This window comes from Fibrobacter sp. (assembly GCA_024399065.1).
Lineage (GTDB): Bacteria > Fibrobacterota > Fibrobacteria > Fibrobacterales > Fibrobacteraceae > Fibrobacter.
This window is the reverse complement of the sequence record JAKSIB010000012.1, coordinates 64,424-80,275: the sequence shown is the minus strand read 5'-3', so window position 1 is coordinate 80,275 and position 15,852 is coordinate 64,424. Positions and strand designations below refer to the sequence as shown.

Here is a 15,852-nt window from a genome sequence, read left to right as displayed (position 1 = left end):
ATTTACCTCGAAATCAACAATTTTTGTTTCTTTGTCCAGGTCTTTTTACCAGAATTTCCGGCAGCAGAAACTTCACTGCGCACAACATAATGATAAAGACCATTTGCCAACAAACGACCATGCATATCACGGCCATTCCAATGAACGCCGGATTCTACATTTTTCAACACCTGTACCAGTTTTCCGTTCTGGTTATAGATGAAAATGTTCACCTTGGACGAATTATTTACGGCCAAATTCTTAAAGTAGAAGTTCGTTCCCTTCTTCCCCATGGGATTGGGCGCATTGAAAACATCAGCGAGGCCGGCAACCATACCTTCGGTAATTTCAAGGTTCACCATTTTAACGCTGGAATTGCCCAGGACATCCTGCGCACGAACCTTAAACAAGTACTTTCCTGCAGGATACTGTTCCGAAGAGAAGTTCATTCTTACCTTGGCACGCTTAGAATTCTGTTCCAGGAACGGACTGGGATGGAACGGATCCAAGACGCCAAGGATCTCAAGTGACAAGCCTTCATCGGCCTGCTCCCTAAAGTCAAGAGCTGTAGAATCAGAAACAACGACCTGCAGGCAAGCGGGGCTCTGCAACTTTACTTCCTGGCCGTTATAGAAATCCGTAGCAAAGCCGTCGTTGTAGCAAGACTGGATTTGAATCGTCGGAGGAACCGTATCCTTCAAAGAATCCGCATAGGAGGAAACCCCAGCAATCACGATTCCATTTTTCCAATCACGGCCAACAACAGGACTGTTCGTAGAATAAGCCCAAGCCCTCATTTCTGCGGCAGTATCACCAAAAGAAAGTTTGCGCGGTGTAATAAATTCCGTTTCAAAGCGACCGTTCTTTACAGGGATTTCTTCGGAGAAAACCAAGTTTCCTTCATAGGAAACATCAATGGTATCATTCACCTCAAGCGGGGGCAACGAATCACGAGAAACCAACTTCGTCACTTGCAGGTCCAGGCGCTTTTCCGTACGACCTTCCGTAATAACCAGATTGACAAAGCCGTCGCGCAGGCCGTCGACAGAGCCTGACAACTTCATTTTATCCAAGGCCTTCAGGGTATCAATTTTCTGATCGAACTTCACGGGCAAAGTTGACTGAGGCAACTTGATTACAGGTTCCCCAATCAGCACGTACTTTTCGTATTCGTATCTAGTGTCAGAGTAAGCGGTCCCGGCAGTAAGCTTCGTTTTAAAGAGAGCATCACCAAGGTACTGGTTGTCTCCACTTAAGGCACCCAGCATAAACGTCAATGCAAAAGACCTGTTCGTATCCTTAAACGTTTCTCGGGTCGCACCAACAGAAGCAATGGAGCCGACACCAGAAGCCACCATGAACTCTTCGGAAAGCGAGCGGGTATTGCCTTCATCAAAACGGCCTACAGTACAAGAGAACGAACCAAGAATGGTGTAGCGTTTCTTGTTGCTCAGTCGAGCGACGTAGCTAGACTTCAGCAAGCCTTCCGATGCCCATTCAATCTTGGAACCATGACCAAAATAGGTCGCAAACAAGGCTCCTTGATTCAGGACATTTATAAAGTCATCTGCGGCTTCCTTTTTCTGGCCAGCAGCATCTTCCGGATAATCCAGGAGATACACTTTCTTCATGTTCCAACGCTGCTTCTTTCTCGCAGCCAGACTATCGATAGCATTGGCAACGAATTCTTGAACTTCAGAATGTTTGGAGTTATCTTGTTTACCGGAATTTTTCGCATCGTCTGCGGTCATCAGCAAAGTTGAACGCCAATCGGAATAATCCATCACGCCAAGCTTCTCGTACTCCTTGACCTTTTCCAGGTAATTGTTGAATTCGTCCATGTCAAGCACAGGCAAACGACCAACAGCAACATCAAGGTCGTAAGTTCCGTAGCCTACAATTTCACCCGAATCCAGGGCAGCGTAGAAGTCTTCCGTTACGGCAGATTCCTTTTCAAAAGGAGGAACCAGATTTCTATTCAATTTGCCATTTGAGCCACGATAGTCGTAATTGCCAGCCCCGGCCAAAAGAACATATTTCAAGTTCGGACATACAGAATAAACGTAGGATATGTAGTTTCGGATTGCCACCGGGGAAAGTCGGCCCGCCGTGTAGCGCCTATAAATGTCCTCAACGGCTACAACCGTCGTGGGAATTGTAGAAACAGCGGATCCTCCAGAACGGAATTCGGCCAAGGCAACAGCACCGTCCAGCAATTCTTCAGGAGCAATAATCAAATACTCCAATTTTGAATTAGGGGAGGTCAAGTCGGAAAGCACATTCTCATGCTTTTTGTCCAAGCCCGAAACGTCCAATGTCGAACGATAAGCCTTCTCACGGTAAGCAAGGTAGCGGACGTCATCGTCTGCAGAAACACTGTCCTTCGCAAAGCCGTCAGTCACAGAGAGAAGTCCCATCGGCTGGTAATTCTTGAACTTCATCACTTGAACACCAGACTCTACTGGAATTTTAATAACTCCAGAAACCGCTCCCGGAAGAAGCCATTCAGCACTATCCACGACAGGATTCCATTGGTACGCTACAGTATAGCCATCAAAGCGGTCATACTGACGATCGTTCTTCTGCATCGTCATGGAATATTCATTTCCAGAGGATTTCAAGTTAGGATTATCAACCCTATAATTTCCAGCAGGCAAAAGAGTCAATGTTGAAGAATCCGCAGAAGCGCCGTTCACATCAAAGGCAAAACGAATTCTACTCATTCGCTCTTCATAGCTCTTGGAAGACAGCCTTTTGTCCGGGGTCTGGTTTACCCCCTCACCCATAGCATACAAGGATCGATGGGGGAAGAATGTTACGCCGACATACTGGCGGCCATCCTTGACCATGCCAGGCAAGTTCACCGTTTCCGAGGTATTCAAAACTGACGAAGGCACTTCCGTGACTTCACCTCTGTCATGCCACAACCAGAACCATTCCTTGCCGGAAGAAGACTCCCAATTCAGAGATCGACCATAATAAGTATCACGAAGAAGAACATCCTTTTCCGCACGAACATAGCGCATCCATTCTACATTCTTTCCGAATGCTGCAGGAGCCTTAAGCTTATCCTTCAGGCGAAGACCTTTTCCACCGACCTTTCGGCCAAACACAAAGTGCTGGTAGTAGGAATAAGGAGAGTAAGAATGGAAATAGTCCATCTTTCCATTAACAAAAGACGGATCCTCCTTATCAAAACGCTTCCAGAAAGCATTGCCATAGCCCACAAAGATCAGAGAGTCGCCATTACCGAAAATACCATCAGGCGAAGAACCGTCAGAGGAGTGGTCCCTAATTTCAATAGGCATTTCAAACAGCTGATTAGGATTGCGCAGAGCCTCGTTAGGTCCCATATCAGCCAACGTATCTGGAGAAGCGCCAAACAGGCAGATTTCATCCACCTTGACGCCTTCAAGTTCACCTTGACGCAGCTTAGAAGCCAAAGCATTACGGATGGTCTTATATTCTACGGCATAAACACCGTCTTCAGAAAAAGTGGCAATATTTTTATCACCAAGAATGAATTCTGCAAGAAGGGAAACATTAGCCATTTGATCCGCAGCGGCTTTACGAAGGCCCTTACGGAGAGTCGTCTGCGAAACACCGAAACGAGAGGCTCCAGCCTGGTTTTCTACGCGAGACAGAGCTCTTTTTCCCGGATTGACGCCATTTGCAGTTCCGTTGAAATCAACTCGAAGTCTAAAGCTCTTGCGAATCGAAGCAGAAGCACCCTGTTGCAAAATGAGCGGGACACGAACTTCGGTTATCCAAAGACCGTCTTTGTAAACCGGAGTCGACGCAGTCACCGGCAAATAATTCAGCGGCACATCCTTGCAATAGGCTTTGCCCAAGGCAACCGTTTTCAAATCTATTACGGAAACTGATGGTGCATTATTTGAAGGCAGAGCAACAAAGTAATTTCTGTAAGGGACCGCGTTGTCATCAAGGTAGAGTGCGCGTTCCGGAAGGTAGCGTCCTTCTTTCTTTGAGCCATTTTCGCAAGCATGGGTGCTAGACTCCAGGACTTCGTCATCAAGAATAAATTTCGTCCTGGAATCTTCAACAATCTTGGCCGCAAAGGACGGCATTGCAAGCAACGCCATCGCAGCAACAAAACGAATATAGGAGCTTAAAATTTTCACCCTTCCAAAATACAAAATTTGACTAAGGGCGAGTTATAACTAGTTCAGAAAAACCGCTTCCATTGGTATTAAACTGGATAGTCTCCCCTTTCTTTGTTTTTGCAGAAAACAATGTAAAGGACTGAGGAGTAATTCCGCTAGAAAGAATGGCTTCCAATTCAGCACGAGGCATCATAAACTTGCCATTCCATTCCTTCAAATACCAATGCCAAGGCTGCCAATTGAAAATAGCTCGAGTAGACTGGACAAAAGCCCTGAGCATCAAGGAATATTCATACTTGAAGTAGTCCTCGAAATCCCTCAACACGGAGCTTTTTTCAACAAAAGTCTTGGAGGAATAGTCGGGAGGAATTCGCAACGGATCTTCCCCGCCTATTGTATATGAAAATCTAATACTCTTGGGCGTTACCAGGACCTTTAAATTTTTCTTGTCCCTGTGAACAAATTCTGTTTCAGAAATTTGTTCGTAATCGCGGAACACCACGTCCGGGGAAAGCACCGGGTTAATTTCAAGAGGAACCGGTGTAGCGTCCAGTTTCTGAAGTTCATAGAATATGATAACTTCGCCACGTCCCTTTTGCAAAAGAACCGCAACCAAAGGTTTTGTGCGTTCAACAATCACCCAGACCATTTCCGGTTTATTGTTCGCCTTCAGCATCGGATCAATGACGTCCATCAACGACGGGTCACGGACGCTGTTCACGTCCCATTCCATCCATGTACCAGAACCGCCCATAGAATCCAGTACTGCGAAAAGACGGCCTCCGTCAAAAGGTGTCTTGGAGTCTACGGCACCAACAATTTTCGCAGAACCTGAAGTGTATGCCGCGGGAGCATTCTTGCTAGACTTCGTCGGAGCCGCAATGCAAATTGCAGCAGCCAGCAACACTGCACACCAAATTTTCATTCTAAAAATCATTTCTCGGGCCTCGAACCTGGAGCCTCAGGCCTAAAATCCAATAGGTTCGCAAAGAGATTCATCCAAACGGCTGTACTGCATATGATATTCATTGTCAATCCAGTACAGAGCAAGTTTCTTGTTGCTCCAGTTTTTCTTGGATGCTGTGGCTTCCATGCCCTTTGTAATCAGCGGAATGGTTTCTGCAAGGTTCAGCTTCCATGCGGTGTCATCCCATTCGAAAAGCATAATGGGAACTTCGGGGCTGCTGGCAAGACCAATGCTTCCACGATCGTTCTTCACCTTCATGGGGCCCAGCTTCAAATTTGTGAATTTTTGAAAAAGTCCTTCCTTGGACATAAGGAGCCAAAGCATGCGGTCTTCAGAAACTTCGAACAAATGTTCACGTTCATAAAGACGATACATAAGAATTGCAAAGACTTCGTAGAACTGGCTATTGTCCAAATCTTCGGAAGTATAGACCTTGGCACGATTTTCCAAAGTATCCAACCAATATTCAGAAGTATCGGTCATCATGGCCAAGAGCTGTTCTGCCGGAGTATCCGTACGGGTGGCGGCAATAAATTCCTGGAACATGTTTTCAAGCATGGCCTGCTTATCCTGTTCCTGTCCCTGATGCTTTGCATCCTTTACAGAAGCGGATTCATCCATGAAGGAAGAACTTTCCTTTTTTGCACCGTCGGCAGAACCGTTAGAAGTTCCTGCACAACCGGCAAAAAATGCCAAGGAGCCGATGACAGCGGCTGCAACTATTTTATTTTTCAGTACATGCATCGCGATACCTACCTTAAAATGACTCTCGACGAACTTTTGCGAGCCTGCACCCTCAAAGGGTACCAGGGCAGCGGTCCCGGTGGCCAGCACCGAAACAAGACAAATACGGGAGTCTTGCTTACACTTCGTGAATTCAATTTAGAAATCAAATCCTGCGAAGGGAGAAGCGCCTTGGAAAATAAGACCCATGCACTGCATAGAATGCAGATGGCCTTGGCTTTACAAGTTCGCGAAGAGCCTGCAAACCCGGAAATGCGCTTTCCCGGAAGCAACGGGCACATTCAACCGTCCAATCCGCAGTTTCCCCTTTTCATAGCCCATGTTTTTGACATCATGTGTTCCAAGGGCGGCGACACCAAGGCCGCAGCAGCAGCTTTTGGCATTTCCCCCAGTGCCCTGGTAAAAATTCTCCGCCAAGACAAAGCCTGCGCCGCCAAACTTCAAGGCAATCGCCAGGAAAATGGCCAAAAGAAATTGCATTTGTAGATTATAGCCACCAAAAAATCGCGCAAAAAGCGACATAATCAATTTTTTTCAAAAAAAAGTGCCCGAAAAAATTTTTCCTGCGTGTTAATGATAGCGCATTTTACAACATGGAGGAAAAATGCAAATACCAAAAGTAAACAAGGCTACGTTGTTCAAAACAGCAACTGCAGCCCTTTGCGCCGCAACCATCTGGAATTGTGGCAACGACAAGTCCATACAAAGTAGCGAAGTCATGGTAGAAGGCAACATCGCAAATGTCGCCTTAAAACTGGATTACGCAACCACGCCCTTGCTGGACAGTCTTGTACTGGACTGCTATGGCGCAGACACTTTGCACTACGTCCATTCCACGGAGGACGCGGCTTTCAGCATGGAACTGTTCCCTAGCGACCACTGGAGTTTCAAGGCGAAAATCTACGCCAACGGAACTCTTATGCAAGTAGGCGAACTTGAGACCAAGCTCGAGGCAGGATCCACCGTCAATCTCAACATCAAGATGCACGCCATCGTTGGGTTCGTCTACATCGACGTTCCCTTGGGCCTGCATAACGAAGCCGGCATTCACAGCGGCGAAATGAAACTCACCTCGAAGAGCGAAAACTACACCATCCCCATGGAATTTTCTGCAAACCGAGGTGTATTCAAAAGCAACAGCCTTAAGCTTGGAGAAACCTACAATATTACCATCGCACTAAAGGATTCCAACAACAAGACAATCTACGAACTGTCCGACACGTTTGACCTCACCGAAGACAGCCCCGTACCCAGCCTCCAGCTGAAATCCTTGCGTGCCCAGGTGGACCTAGCCATTCAGGCGGCGGCAGATAAAAACATCGAGTTGTCTCTTCCGCTGCCAGCCGGTTACCGAAAGCCCAAGGCCGAAGAAATCCTCATCACGGAATACTTCTCCGCACCAAGTACCAACGACACGACCCAGTTCGAATTCGTGGAAATTTACAACGGCAGCCTGGACACATTGATTCTTGACGACTGTAGCCTGGGCATCACCAGTTCATCGTCCACCAAGCACTTCCCCCTGACCGTGAGCGAAATTGCCCCAAGCCAAGTTATCGTTCTCGGCAATCCCAACGGAAAGAATACTCCACCCCTATTCGTCAATACCGACGGATGGGTGGACATGGGCAACAGCAAGGGACAGGTCATATTGAAGTGCGACGGAATCACACTGGATTCCCTTTACTATTCCAGCACACCGGACTCTCTCCACACCAACGTGGTCCCCGCCATGGGTTCCAGCAAGTACGGAAGCAGCGGCCAGCTGAACATAGACCGATGGGAAAGTAGACAAGACTCCAGTGCCTGGTGCTTGGGCACGCCAACCCCAGGAAAACTATCCTTCTGCGATTAAAATGAAGTTTTCTCCGTAAAAAGCAAGAAGTCCCGCAGCGATTGCCGCGGGGCTTCTTAAACTTAACTGTTGCAGACAAGTATGCGCGTTACTCTACGCGTGAATTTGGGTGTTTGCACGTTCCACGTCGAAGAGACGACGGAGGAGTTCTGTGCGAGCCGGATCGCGTTCTTCCTGAAGAGTCAGCGGAGCCATGTTAATGGCAACCAGGATGGAACCCGGATAATTGTTGGCATTCTTGACGAATTCACTGGAAGAAACGCCATCAGTGTAGAAGTCCACAACAAAGGTATCCCAGTCATCGTTTTCAAGCTGTTCCTGGGCTTCGGCTTCGGTCTTTACAGCCTTGAAAGTAGCGCCAACCAGCAAATCGGTAAGCACTTCGAGGCAAGTTTCGCGACGAGTATCGTCTTCTTCCCAAATGAGGATACGGCGATCGCTATAGTCACGAACTACAGGGGCAGAACTTTCAGCTTCATCCGCGAGGAAAGCTTCGGCGGATTCGTCCATTTCTTCATCTTCAAAATCTTCAATATTCTTTGCCATAGTGACCCAAATATAGTAAAACTCCTTCTAAAAACTTGCCATATATATGGCATTTTTCTATCTTTGCGCGCAAAAAAAATACAACATCTCTTATTTAAAGAGGCCCTATGGATCAGTCTAAAATCAGAAACGTAGCCATTATCGCCCACGTTGACCACGGTAAAACCACCCTGGTGGACCAGCTCCTCAAGCAGTGCGGAACTTTCCACGAAGGTGAAGAAGTCAATGAACGCGTGATGGACTCCGACAACCTGGAACGCGAACGCGGCATTACCATCCTTTCCAAGAACACCAACGTGATGTACAAGGGCTACCGCGTGAACATCGTGGATACCCCGGGGCATGCTGACTTCGGTGGTCAGGTGGAACGTGTTCTCGGTACCGTTGACGGTGTTATCCTGGTGGTGGACGCTTTCGAAGGTCCTATGGCCCAGACCCGTTTCGTGACCCAGAAGGCTCTTCAGATGGGCCTTATTCCTATCGTCGTTGTGAACAAGATCGACCGTGACGGTTGTAATCCCCACGGCGCACTGGACAAGGTCTTCGACCTGTTCTGCGAACTCGATGCAACTGAAGAACAGTTGGACTTCGACAAGGTGTTCGGTTCCGGCCGTCGCGGTATCTGCAAGGCAGAAATGGAAGACCCGGATGGCGACTTCTCCATCTTGATGGACAAGATCATCGAACGCATCCCGGCTCCCAAGGGCGATCCGAATGCAGAACCCCTCATGCAGATCACTTCTCTGGAATACTCCGGCTTCCTTGGTCGCTTGGCCGTGGGCCGCGTCCAGAACGGCATTTTCAAGCCGGGTCTGACTGTTGCACAGTCCACTGCCGACGGCAAGTTCAAGAATGTCCGTCTCCAGAAGGTTCTCCGCTACGACGGTCTTTCTCCGCAGCCGGTTGAAGAAGCCGGTCCGGGCGACATCGTTCTTTTGGCAGGTTTCGACAACTTCGACATCGGCGATACCCTGTCCGATCCGAAGAATCCTCAGGAACTTCCCCGTATCCATATCGACCCGCCCACCATCTCCATGATGTTCACCGTGAACACCTCCCCCTTGGCTGGTAAGTACGGCGGCAAGTTCATGACTGGTAACCAGCTCCAGGAACGTCTGGAACGCGCACACATGGCTGACCCGGCCCTCTTGGTGGAAAAGGCTGACGGCGCATCCAACTTCAAGGTGTCCGGCCGTGGTATTCTCCACTTGACCATCCTGGTCGAAAACATGCGTCGTGAACTTTACGAATTCACCATCGGTTCTCCCCAGGTGATTTTCCAGAACGATGAAAATGGCAAGCTCTTGGAACCGGTTGAAGAATTCAAGGTTGAAGTGCCCAGCGAATTCTCTGGCGCTTGCATCCAGGAAATCCAGACCCGTAAGGGCGAAATGACCAACATGACAACCGATGAAAACGATCGCGTCACTTTGGAATTCAACGTTCCGTCCCGCGGCCTTATCGGTATCCGTCCGAAGCTCCTCTCCCTCTCCAAGGGTTATGCAGTTTCCCAGTCCATCTTCAAGGGTTACGAACCGTACAAGGGAGAAATTCCCGCCCGTATCAACGGCGTGCTCATCGCTAAGGAACCGGGTGAAGCTGCAAGCTACGCTCTTTCCAACCTGGAAGATCGCGGCTACCTCATCATCGGACCGGGTGCAGAAGTTTATCCGGGCATGATCGTGGGTGAACACAACCGTGACGTCGATATTACCGTTAACGTTACCAAGGGTAAGCACCTCACCAACATGCGTTCCAAGTCCGCTGATGACATGATTCAGTTGACTCCGTACCGCCGCCTAACTTTGGAAGAATGCGTCACCTTCATTAACGAAGACGAATGCATCGAAGTCACTCCGGAAGTGCTGCGCCTCCGCAAGACCGAGCTGGATCCCATCAAGAGAAAGCAGCTCTCCAAGAAGCCGGTTGAAGAGGACTAAGCCGAGTGATGCGCGAACGAGTTTACTCGTTCGCATATCCGAGGCGCACGTCCGGGACGCCGTAGGCGTCAAGAGGACTAAGCCGAGAGTCGCGTAGCGACCCGCAGTTCACCTATTAAAAAGGCCCGCAGCAATGCGGGTCTTTTTTTTGTTATTCCAAAAAGTTATACGAGCTATTTATTCTTCGTACTTACGCCATTTTTGGCCGTCGCACACGACAGTATCACTAACCGCGCCCGAACCCATCGGATTGCCCCCACTTATAGCTTGCACAGTTTCATTTCCATTACAGCCTCCATGAAAACTATACATTCGGGTATAAGCCGGAGATTCTACGAAAACAACAGAATCCTTCAAGTTTTCATTGCACTTCAACAAAGTTCCCGAAAAAGCATTGTTTACAGTAAAGCATTTCAATTGACCATCGGTACAAACTTTTTCAAATGTTAAACAATTTGTAGTACAATATTCTGACTTACATAAAGGTTCATCAACCATCCAACCATTTCGTGAACAACGAGCATAAGTGATCTTTTCATACTGGGTTCCAACCCCTAAAGTTTTCAAGACATACTCACCGATATTATTCTCGTCGCAGACTTGATTTTCCACAGCCTTTTCCACGGCACTGAATTCGCGAATCACCCCGTCAGCGCACCAATACACGTTGTTCCTGTACACGGTTCCATTCAACAGCGTTGGCTCGGTAAGTTTACGGCAACTATCTCTCAAGTCAACGGTATTGGTATAAATCATAGGAGCCTCATTCCAATGACCTGTAGCGGAGTCACAGACGAAATACTGATTCAGGTAGGTCACGGAACTTGTATCCCACACTGCAGCAATTTTATCCGACGTTGATTGTCCAGGTTTCTTGTGAACAGCACAGGCAGCACCACCATTGGCGATCATTATGGAATCCACATCATCACCAGCAAACCATTTTTCGCCATCAAAAACATAGATCCTCCTAGGATCAACATCACCATGACGGATTTCCCCAGCTTCGGCGTCGTTATCCCAGCCTTCGGTATCTAATTTTCTCTGAGCATCGATCTGATAATCCTTAATTTCCTTATCTGTTGCTTCTCGCCAACCATTTTCGTCACAAGTGAATGTTGAATTCGCATTCGAACTAATAGCGTTCAAATTAGGCTTTGTTTCACCTCGATTCTTTTCGCTGCAATCTCCTAAACCATAATTATACCACCAGTAGCGATGTGCGTACTTTTCAAAATTAGAAGCAGCCCCCAAATTCCAGGACTCAATATGTCGTCTATATTCAGCCATATAGAAATCCGGATTGCTGCTAGAGAAACAGTCTGCAATTTGGGTTTTCACAGAATCGTTGTTCCACAAGCCATCCTTCTCCAGGTCCAACGAAATATCAGACATCAATGCAACCAGATCAGCCTCGGATCGCGATTGCAACATCGCTATTTGGTTACAACCCTGCTGCAGCAAAATTGAAATGCCCAACAAAGCTGCGTCACCTTCTTCCTCGTTGAAAATATTCAGGTCTTCAAAATCGGCTTGAACATTATCCATATAGAAGGCTTTCAGAACTTCCTCTTCCGCCTGTTTCTTTGCTTGCGCAACAGACATTCCATTCTTTACTAGGTAAAGAACTCGGTCAAAAGAGATGTTTGTCAAAAGGTTAATGTTCACTGTTTCTCGTTTACTCAAATCCGATACAGCAAGAAGCGTTATGGGAGCATTTGATTTTTCGCCGGTAATTTCATTTCGGTAGAAGCCATCCGCTTCCAGCAAGACATATTGTGATTTCAGGTTCACATCCGAGAAAGAGAAATCACCCTTGTCGCTGTTAACCTTTCCCATAAAAACGGAACCAGTCTGTGCAAGAGTTCTAGGATTAAGTCCATAAAGATGAACACTAGAGCCTTTCACAAACGGTCCTTTCTGAGATACACCGGAAACGGTCTTGTCTACAATGGCAATACCCTGAGTTTCTTCAGTAACTCCGCCTGCGGTCTTATCGTCGCCGCAGGCCCAGAAAGCAAGTCCACACAAACCCACCAAGCATAGCATGTTATTCAAGTATTTCATAAAAGGTTCCTCCTAATCATTCAAAGATTTTGTCAACGGAAACAGTTGCAAGTTCAATCGATAAACCTGATCTGTTTCATCATCGTCTGTTGCGATCGCAATAACTCTTCTACGGAACTCCGCCATTTCTTCAAGAATCTTTCCGTAGGCTTTTTTCGTAATTCCAAGAGTGAGACCGCTAAAGTTTCGTTCCGTTATGGGCAAATCCATCAAGGCATTCTTTGCCAGTTCAGCCATTTCCAACTGCATTGCATGAACAGCTTCAGGCACCACATCCATCGGACCCGTAGAAATCACGCGGTCAGTCAAATGATAACAGCCTTCGTTATCTTGGCATAGCAATTCGCGATCCTTCAAAAACTTGATTGTTTCTACAACTTCCGCAGCACTGACTCTTGGATAGCACTGATCAGCAATTTCAGAAGGTTTGGCATTAGGCATTGCCGGCACCAATTCGCGAAGTACCGGATTACGCCAAGACGAAAAGTAATTGAAGAATTCATCGCCTGCGATTTTTACCTTATGTTCCTTTCCCAAGGTAATCATTTTTTCGAAAGCGGTCCGTTTTTCTTCGCGACCTTTAGCATCGTTATATTCCACCATCAACAGAAAATATTTCTGTTCATAACCAGCAAGCCCCATGGCCTCAGCAGTCTTTGCAGCTCCCTCTTGAGTGAGACGAGTCTTTCCACCACACACAAGTTTCAAATAAGAACCCGAAGCATAACCCGCAACCTTCGCAAATTCACGCCAAGTAAATCCGGAACGTTCCTTGCGTTCCCGGTAATAATCATTTATATAAACACGGTAATCTTTATATTCGATTATAGGTCTCATCAAGAACCAATATAGCTAAGAATTTTATAAAAAACAACAATTTTATAGAACAAAAAGCATAATTTTTAATAAAATTTCAAAGTTTTTAATAAACATTAATAATTTTGTTTTATATGAAACATAATTCTTGTTTTATAAAAAAAGCCCGCTTTTGAGGCGGGCCTTTTCGTTGCAAAATGATGTACGATTGTCGCAAATCTGGCTGGGAATTACTTTTCTCGAACGCACCTTACGGAGAAACCGAAATCCTTGGGCTTGGACATGTAGCCGAAAGCCATGGATTTGGAAGTCAGATACCACACGCGGGCGCTACCTTCGGCGATGCCTTCGGAGGAATCATCGGCACTCCAGAAGAAGGCGAACTTCATCATGTTGCCATAGGTTTCGTCGTCAAAGCGGTTGCCTGCAGGCATGGCGCTGAATTTCAAAGTATCGTTACCATTGGTGTCGCCGTTCCAGCCATAATCCGTTTTCAGCAGATAGCCCGCATTGAAATCGGCGCCGGCAGCAGTCCAAAGACTTTCAAAATCCTCATGGGTAGGCAGGCGAAATCCCGCGGGGCACGCACTTTTAGCGGCGTCCCAAGTATACAGGCGGCCATAGGCCATGCATTGATCCTCTTCATCCTTGTAACAGGAACTGCCGGCGGTTTCGTAATTGAGGTTGTCGCCCATCCATTCAAGGTCTGCGATTGTAACGGTGCGATACTTCTGCTTGTCGCGGGAATCCACCAGCTGATTAGCCTTGGGAGCCTTCGCAACAGATGCAGTCGCTGGTTTAGCCTTCGCAGATTTCTTGGAGGGTGTTTTAGCTGCCAAAACGGGAGTTGCCAGCAGTACAGACAAAGTGATGTGAACAAGATAACGAATCATAGGGCCTTCAAGTTTTCCCGCAAAGATAGAAATGCACTAGCGTCTCATGGGGCAGTTTACGCAAAGCGCCTCGGGCGCATTCCTATTTCCGAAACGTCTTTCCGGATTAGGGCAGTGCTGTTCAGAACCATCCGGAAGAATCCAAAGTTCATCGTCAAAACCGCAGATTTCTCCATTCGAGCTTTGCACGGAACCTTGCGCAGTTTCGTTTCCTCGCCTTTCAAAGAACAAGTTTCCTTCATGCTTCACGCGAGAACCAAGTGCTGCAAAGCCTTTTACATAATTGCGAATTTCCGATACTCGTTCCAAAGGCAAAGCATAGCGTTCCCGCAGCGCGACCGGCGCAACGCTCAAGAACACTGCAGTATTCCATTTGATGCGTTCGATGCCGATGGCTTCCGCCCAGGCTATGATTTCAGGAATCATCATCAAGTTTTCCTTGTGAAGCGTTACTTGAAGGGATATGGTTGCGGCAGGCTCCGTCAAATTTGCAAAGTTCTTCCGGATTTCAACCAGTCGTTCTATGTTACGTTTCCAATCCCCAAAGCATTCCGAAGCCAAGGAACTAACCTTAATGTCATTGCAAGCCTTCAGCAGCCTACGCATTCCTTCGTCAGTTCCCCAGATTCCTGGAAACGTTCCGTTGGTGGTCAAGTTAAGCGAAATGCCACGTTCCACACAAAGGTTCAATAGCTCTTCAAAGTACGAATAAAGTAAAGGTTCCCCCATGGTACTGGGAATCACTTCGCGCAGTCCCGAACGTGAAGCGTTTTCAGCAGCATTCCTCGAGCTCGAGGCGTTTTCAGCGGCATACTTTTCCACAGCAGCTTTGGCCACATCCCAACTCATTTCACCCATGCCAAAGTCACTCCCCCGCTGATTCAAAAAGCAAAGAGGGCAATGCAAGTTGCATTTATCAGGATTCGTGAGAAGAGTGATTCGACGCATCAATCCAACTAAGCGCTCGGCGGATTTACTTTATTCAAAATTCCAATGGTTGCGGCGACGGTTTATTCATCAGGCGCAATAATCAAACCAGCAGCCGCAACAATTATCGATTCTCTCGCAAATATTTAATTGCAGCGAGACCTGCTCTAGCACCTTCGCCAACAGCCACAGAAACCTGGAGAACGCCACCGGTACAATCGCCTGCAGCATAGAGCCCAGGTACAGTAGACATCAAGTTTTCGTCCAGTACAAGTTTACCCTGATCAAAAGCAGCACCTGCCTTCAGAGCCAGGTCCGTCGAATTCGCGCTGCCAAGAGCCACGAACAGACCGTCGAATTCGCCGACACTTTCGTCATCAAAGGTAACGCCCTTGAAAACACCCTCACCTACCAAGCCCTTCAACTTGCGGGTTTCAACTTTAATGGTTTCAGGGAATTGAGCGCTCAGCGGTTCGCCATTGGTAAGCAAGGTCACGCTAGAAGCCACCTGCAAAAGTTCAGTAGCTTCGTGCAGAGCGTATTCACCAGAACCGAGAACGGCCACGTTCTTCTGACGATAGAAAAAGGCATCACAAACAGCGCAGTAGCTGACGCCATGACCCTCCATTTCTGCCATACCGGCAAGAGGCTGCTTTTTACGGGCAGAACCCGTAGCCATAATGCAAACCTTGCCGCGGTATTCTCCCTTCAGGCCTGTAGCAACAAATTCAGAACCATCAAACATCAGGTCTGTGATTTCATCTTCGGCAATCCGGGCCCCAAGTGCCAGGGCCTGCTTCTTGCCCACTTCCACAAGTTCGGAACCAGTCAGAGGCTTTTCCAAGCCATAGTAATTTTCAATCAAATGGGCCTTCTGGAGGGATCCACTATCCTTTCCCACTAGCTGAACCTCCAGATTTGAGCGCAAACCATACAAGGCGGCAGAAACACCAGCCGGACCATAACCTAAAATCAACATATCTGACATAAAAAA

The 15,852-nt window shown here is 47.5% G+C and carries 12 protein-coding genes; 3 read left to right on the top strand and 9 right to left on the bottom strand.

All coding sequences use genetic code 11. The features are described 5' to 3' along the window. Positions 1–2 precede the first annotated feature (2 nt). From MJZ25_07870 to MJZ25_07860, 3 genes are read right to left on the bottom strand one after another with little or no spacing between them, the layout of a single operon-like run. Entirely contained in the window at positions 3–4,121 is a 4,119-nt protein-coding gene (locus MJZ25_07870) for a C25 family cysteine peptidase (GenBank protein MCQ2124087.1), read from the bottom strand. Between the two features lie 22 nt (positions 4,122–4,143). Next, complete coding sequence (locus MJZ25_07865) at positions 4,144–5,028, bottom strand: hypothetical protein (GenBank protein MCQ2124086.1); 885 nt, start codon at positions 5,026–5,028, stop codon at positions 4,144–4,146. Between the two features lie 42 nt (positions 5,029–5,070). After that, entirely contained in the window at positions 5,071–5,814 is a 744-nt protein-coding gene (locus tag MJZ25_07860) for a hypothetical protein (GenBank protein ID MCQ2124085.1), read from the bottom strand. Between MJZ25_07860 and MJZ25_07855 the strand changes: the two genes are divergently transcribed. Together MJZ25_07855 and MJZ25_07850 are read left to right on the top strand one after the other, a co-directional pair. Beyond that, on the top strand, positions 5,809–6,300 hold the full coding sequence (locus tag MJZ25_07855) for a peptide chain release factor-like protein (GenBank protein ID MCQ2124084.1): 492 nt from the start codon (positions 5,809–5,811) through the stop codon (positions 6,298–6,300). The two genes, MJZ25_07860 and MJZ25_07855, sit on opposite strands and share 6 nt — an antisense overlap. Positions 6,301–6,418: 118 nt before the next feature. Continuing rightward, positions 6,419–7,669 carry a lamin tail domain-containing protein gene (locus MJZ25_07850; GenBank protein ID MCQ2124083.1) on the top strand — a complete coding sequence of 417 codons (1,251 nt, stop codon included), beginning with the start codon at positions 6,419–6,421 and terminating at the stop codon, positions 7,667–7,669. Positions 7,670–7,762: 93 nt separating this feature from the next. On the opposite strand, the gene MJZ25_07845 is transcribed toward MJZ25_07850, so the two are convergent. Then, positions 7,763–8,215 carry a hypothetical protein gene (locus tag MJZ25_07845; GenBank protein MCQ2124082.1) on the bottom strand — a complete coding sequence of 151 codons (453 nt, stop codon included), beginning with the start codon at positions 8,213–8,215 and terminating at the stop codon, positions 7,763–7,765. A gap of 107 nt (positions 8,216–8,322) precedes the next feature. Between MJZ25_07845 and typA the strand changes: the two genes are divergently transcribed. Continuing rightward, positions 8,323–10,155, top strand: coding sequence for a translational GTPase TypA (gene typA / locus MJZ25_07840; GenBank protein MCQ2124081.1), 1,833 nt, complete (start codon positions 8,323–8,325; stop codon positions 10,153–10,155). Positions 10,156–10,332: 177 nt separating this feature from the next. Here typA and MJZ25_07835 read toward each other — a convergent pair whose 3' ends face one another. The 5 genes from MJZ25_07835 to MJZ25_07815 form a co-directional block, all read right to left on the bottom strand. Continuing rightward, positions 10,333–12,222, bottom strand: a complete 1,890-nt coding sequence (locus tag MJZ25_07835) for a hypothetical protein (protein ID MCQ2124080.1) — start codon at positions 12,220–12,222, stop codon at positions 10,333–10,335. Between the two features lie 12 nt (positions 12,223–12,234). Next, on the bottom strand, positions 12,235–13,059 hold the full coding sequence (locus tag MJZ25_07830; protein MCQ2124079.1) for a TIGR02147 family protein: 825 nt from the start codon (positions 13,057–13,059) through the stop codon (positions 12,235–12,237). A 209-nt stretch (positions 13,060–13,268) separates the two neighbouring features. Then, a complete protein-coding gene (locus MJZ25_07825; protein MCQ2124078.1) occupies positions 13,269–13,931 on the bottom strand; it encodes a fibrobacter succinogenes major paralogous domain-containing protein in 663 nt (220 codons plus the stop codon). 36 nt (positions 13,932–13,967) lie between these two features. Continuing rightward, positions 13,968–14,789: a hypothetical protein gene (locus MJZ25_07820; GenBank protein ID MCQ2124077.1), complete on the bottom strand. Its 822-nt coding sequence runs from the start codon at positions 14,787–14,789 to the stop codon at positions 13,968–13,970. 193 nt (positions 14,790–14,982) lie between these two features. Next, the gene (locus MJZ25_07815; protein MCQ2124076.1) at positions 14,983–15,846 is read right to left on the bottom strand and encodes an NAD(P)/FAD-dependent oxidoreductase; all 864 of its coding nucleotides are present in this window, start codon (positions 15,844–15,846) and stop codon (positions 14,983–14,985) included. Positions 15,847–15,852: the final 6 nt, after the last annotated feature.

Excerpts from the sequence above, each read along its gene's own strand:
- MJZ25_07855 (MCQ2124084.1), top strand. The coding sequence starts at position 5,809 with ATGCATCGCGATACCTACCTTAAAATGACTCTCGACGAACTTTTGCGA.
- typA (MCQ2124081.1), top strand. The coding sequence starts at position 8,323 with ATGGATCAGTCTAAAATCAGAAACGTAGCCATTATCGCCCACGTTGAC.
- MJZ25_07835 (MCQ2124080.1), bottom strand. The coding sequence starts at position 12,222 with ATGAAATACTTGAATAACATGCTATGCTTGGTGGGTTTGTGTGGACTT.
- MJZ25_07825 (MCQ2124078.1), bottom strand. The coding sequence starts at position 13,931 with ATGATTCGTTATCTTGTTCACATCACTTTGTCTGTACTGCTGGCAACT.
- MJZ25_07860 (MCQ2124085.1), bottom strand. The coding sequence starts at position 5,814 with ATGCATGTACTGAAAAATAAAATAGTTGCAGCCGCTGTCATCGGCTCC.
- MJZ25_07815 (MCQ2124076.1), bottom strand. The coding sequence starts at position 15,846 with ATGTCAGATATGTTGATTTTAGGTTATGGTCCGGCTGGTGTTTCTGCC.
- MJZ25_07820 (MCQ2124077.1), bottom strand. The coding sequence starts at position 14,789 with ATGGGTGAAATGAGTTGGGATGTGGCCAAAGCTGCTGTGGAAAAGTAT.
- MJZ25_07845 (MCQ2124082.1), bottom strand. The coding sequence starts at position 8,215 with ATGGCAAAGAATATTGAAGATTTTGAAGATGAAGAAATGGACGAATCC.
- MJZ25_07865 (MCQ2124086.1), bottom strand. The coding sequence starts at position 5,028 with ATGAAAATTTGGTGTGCAGTGTTGCTGGCTGCTGCAATTTGCATTGCG.
- MJZ25_07850 (MCQ2124083.1), top strand. The coding sequence starts at position 6,419 with ATGCAAATACCAAAAGTAAACAAGGCTACGTTGTTCAAAACAGCAACT.
- MJZ25_07830 (MCQ2124079.1), bottom strand. The coding sequence starts at position 13,059 with ATGAGACCTATAATCGAATATAAAGATTACCGTGTTTATATAAATGAT.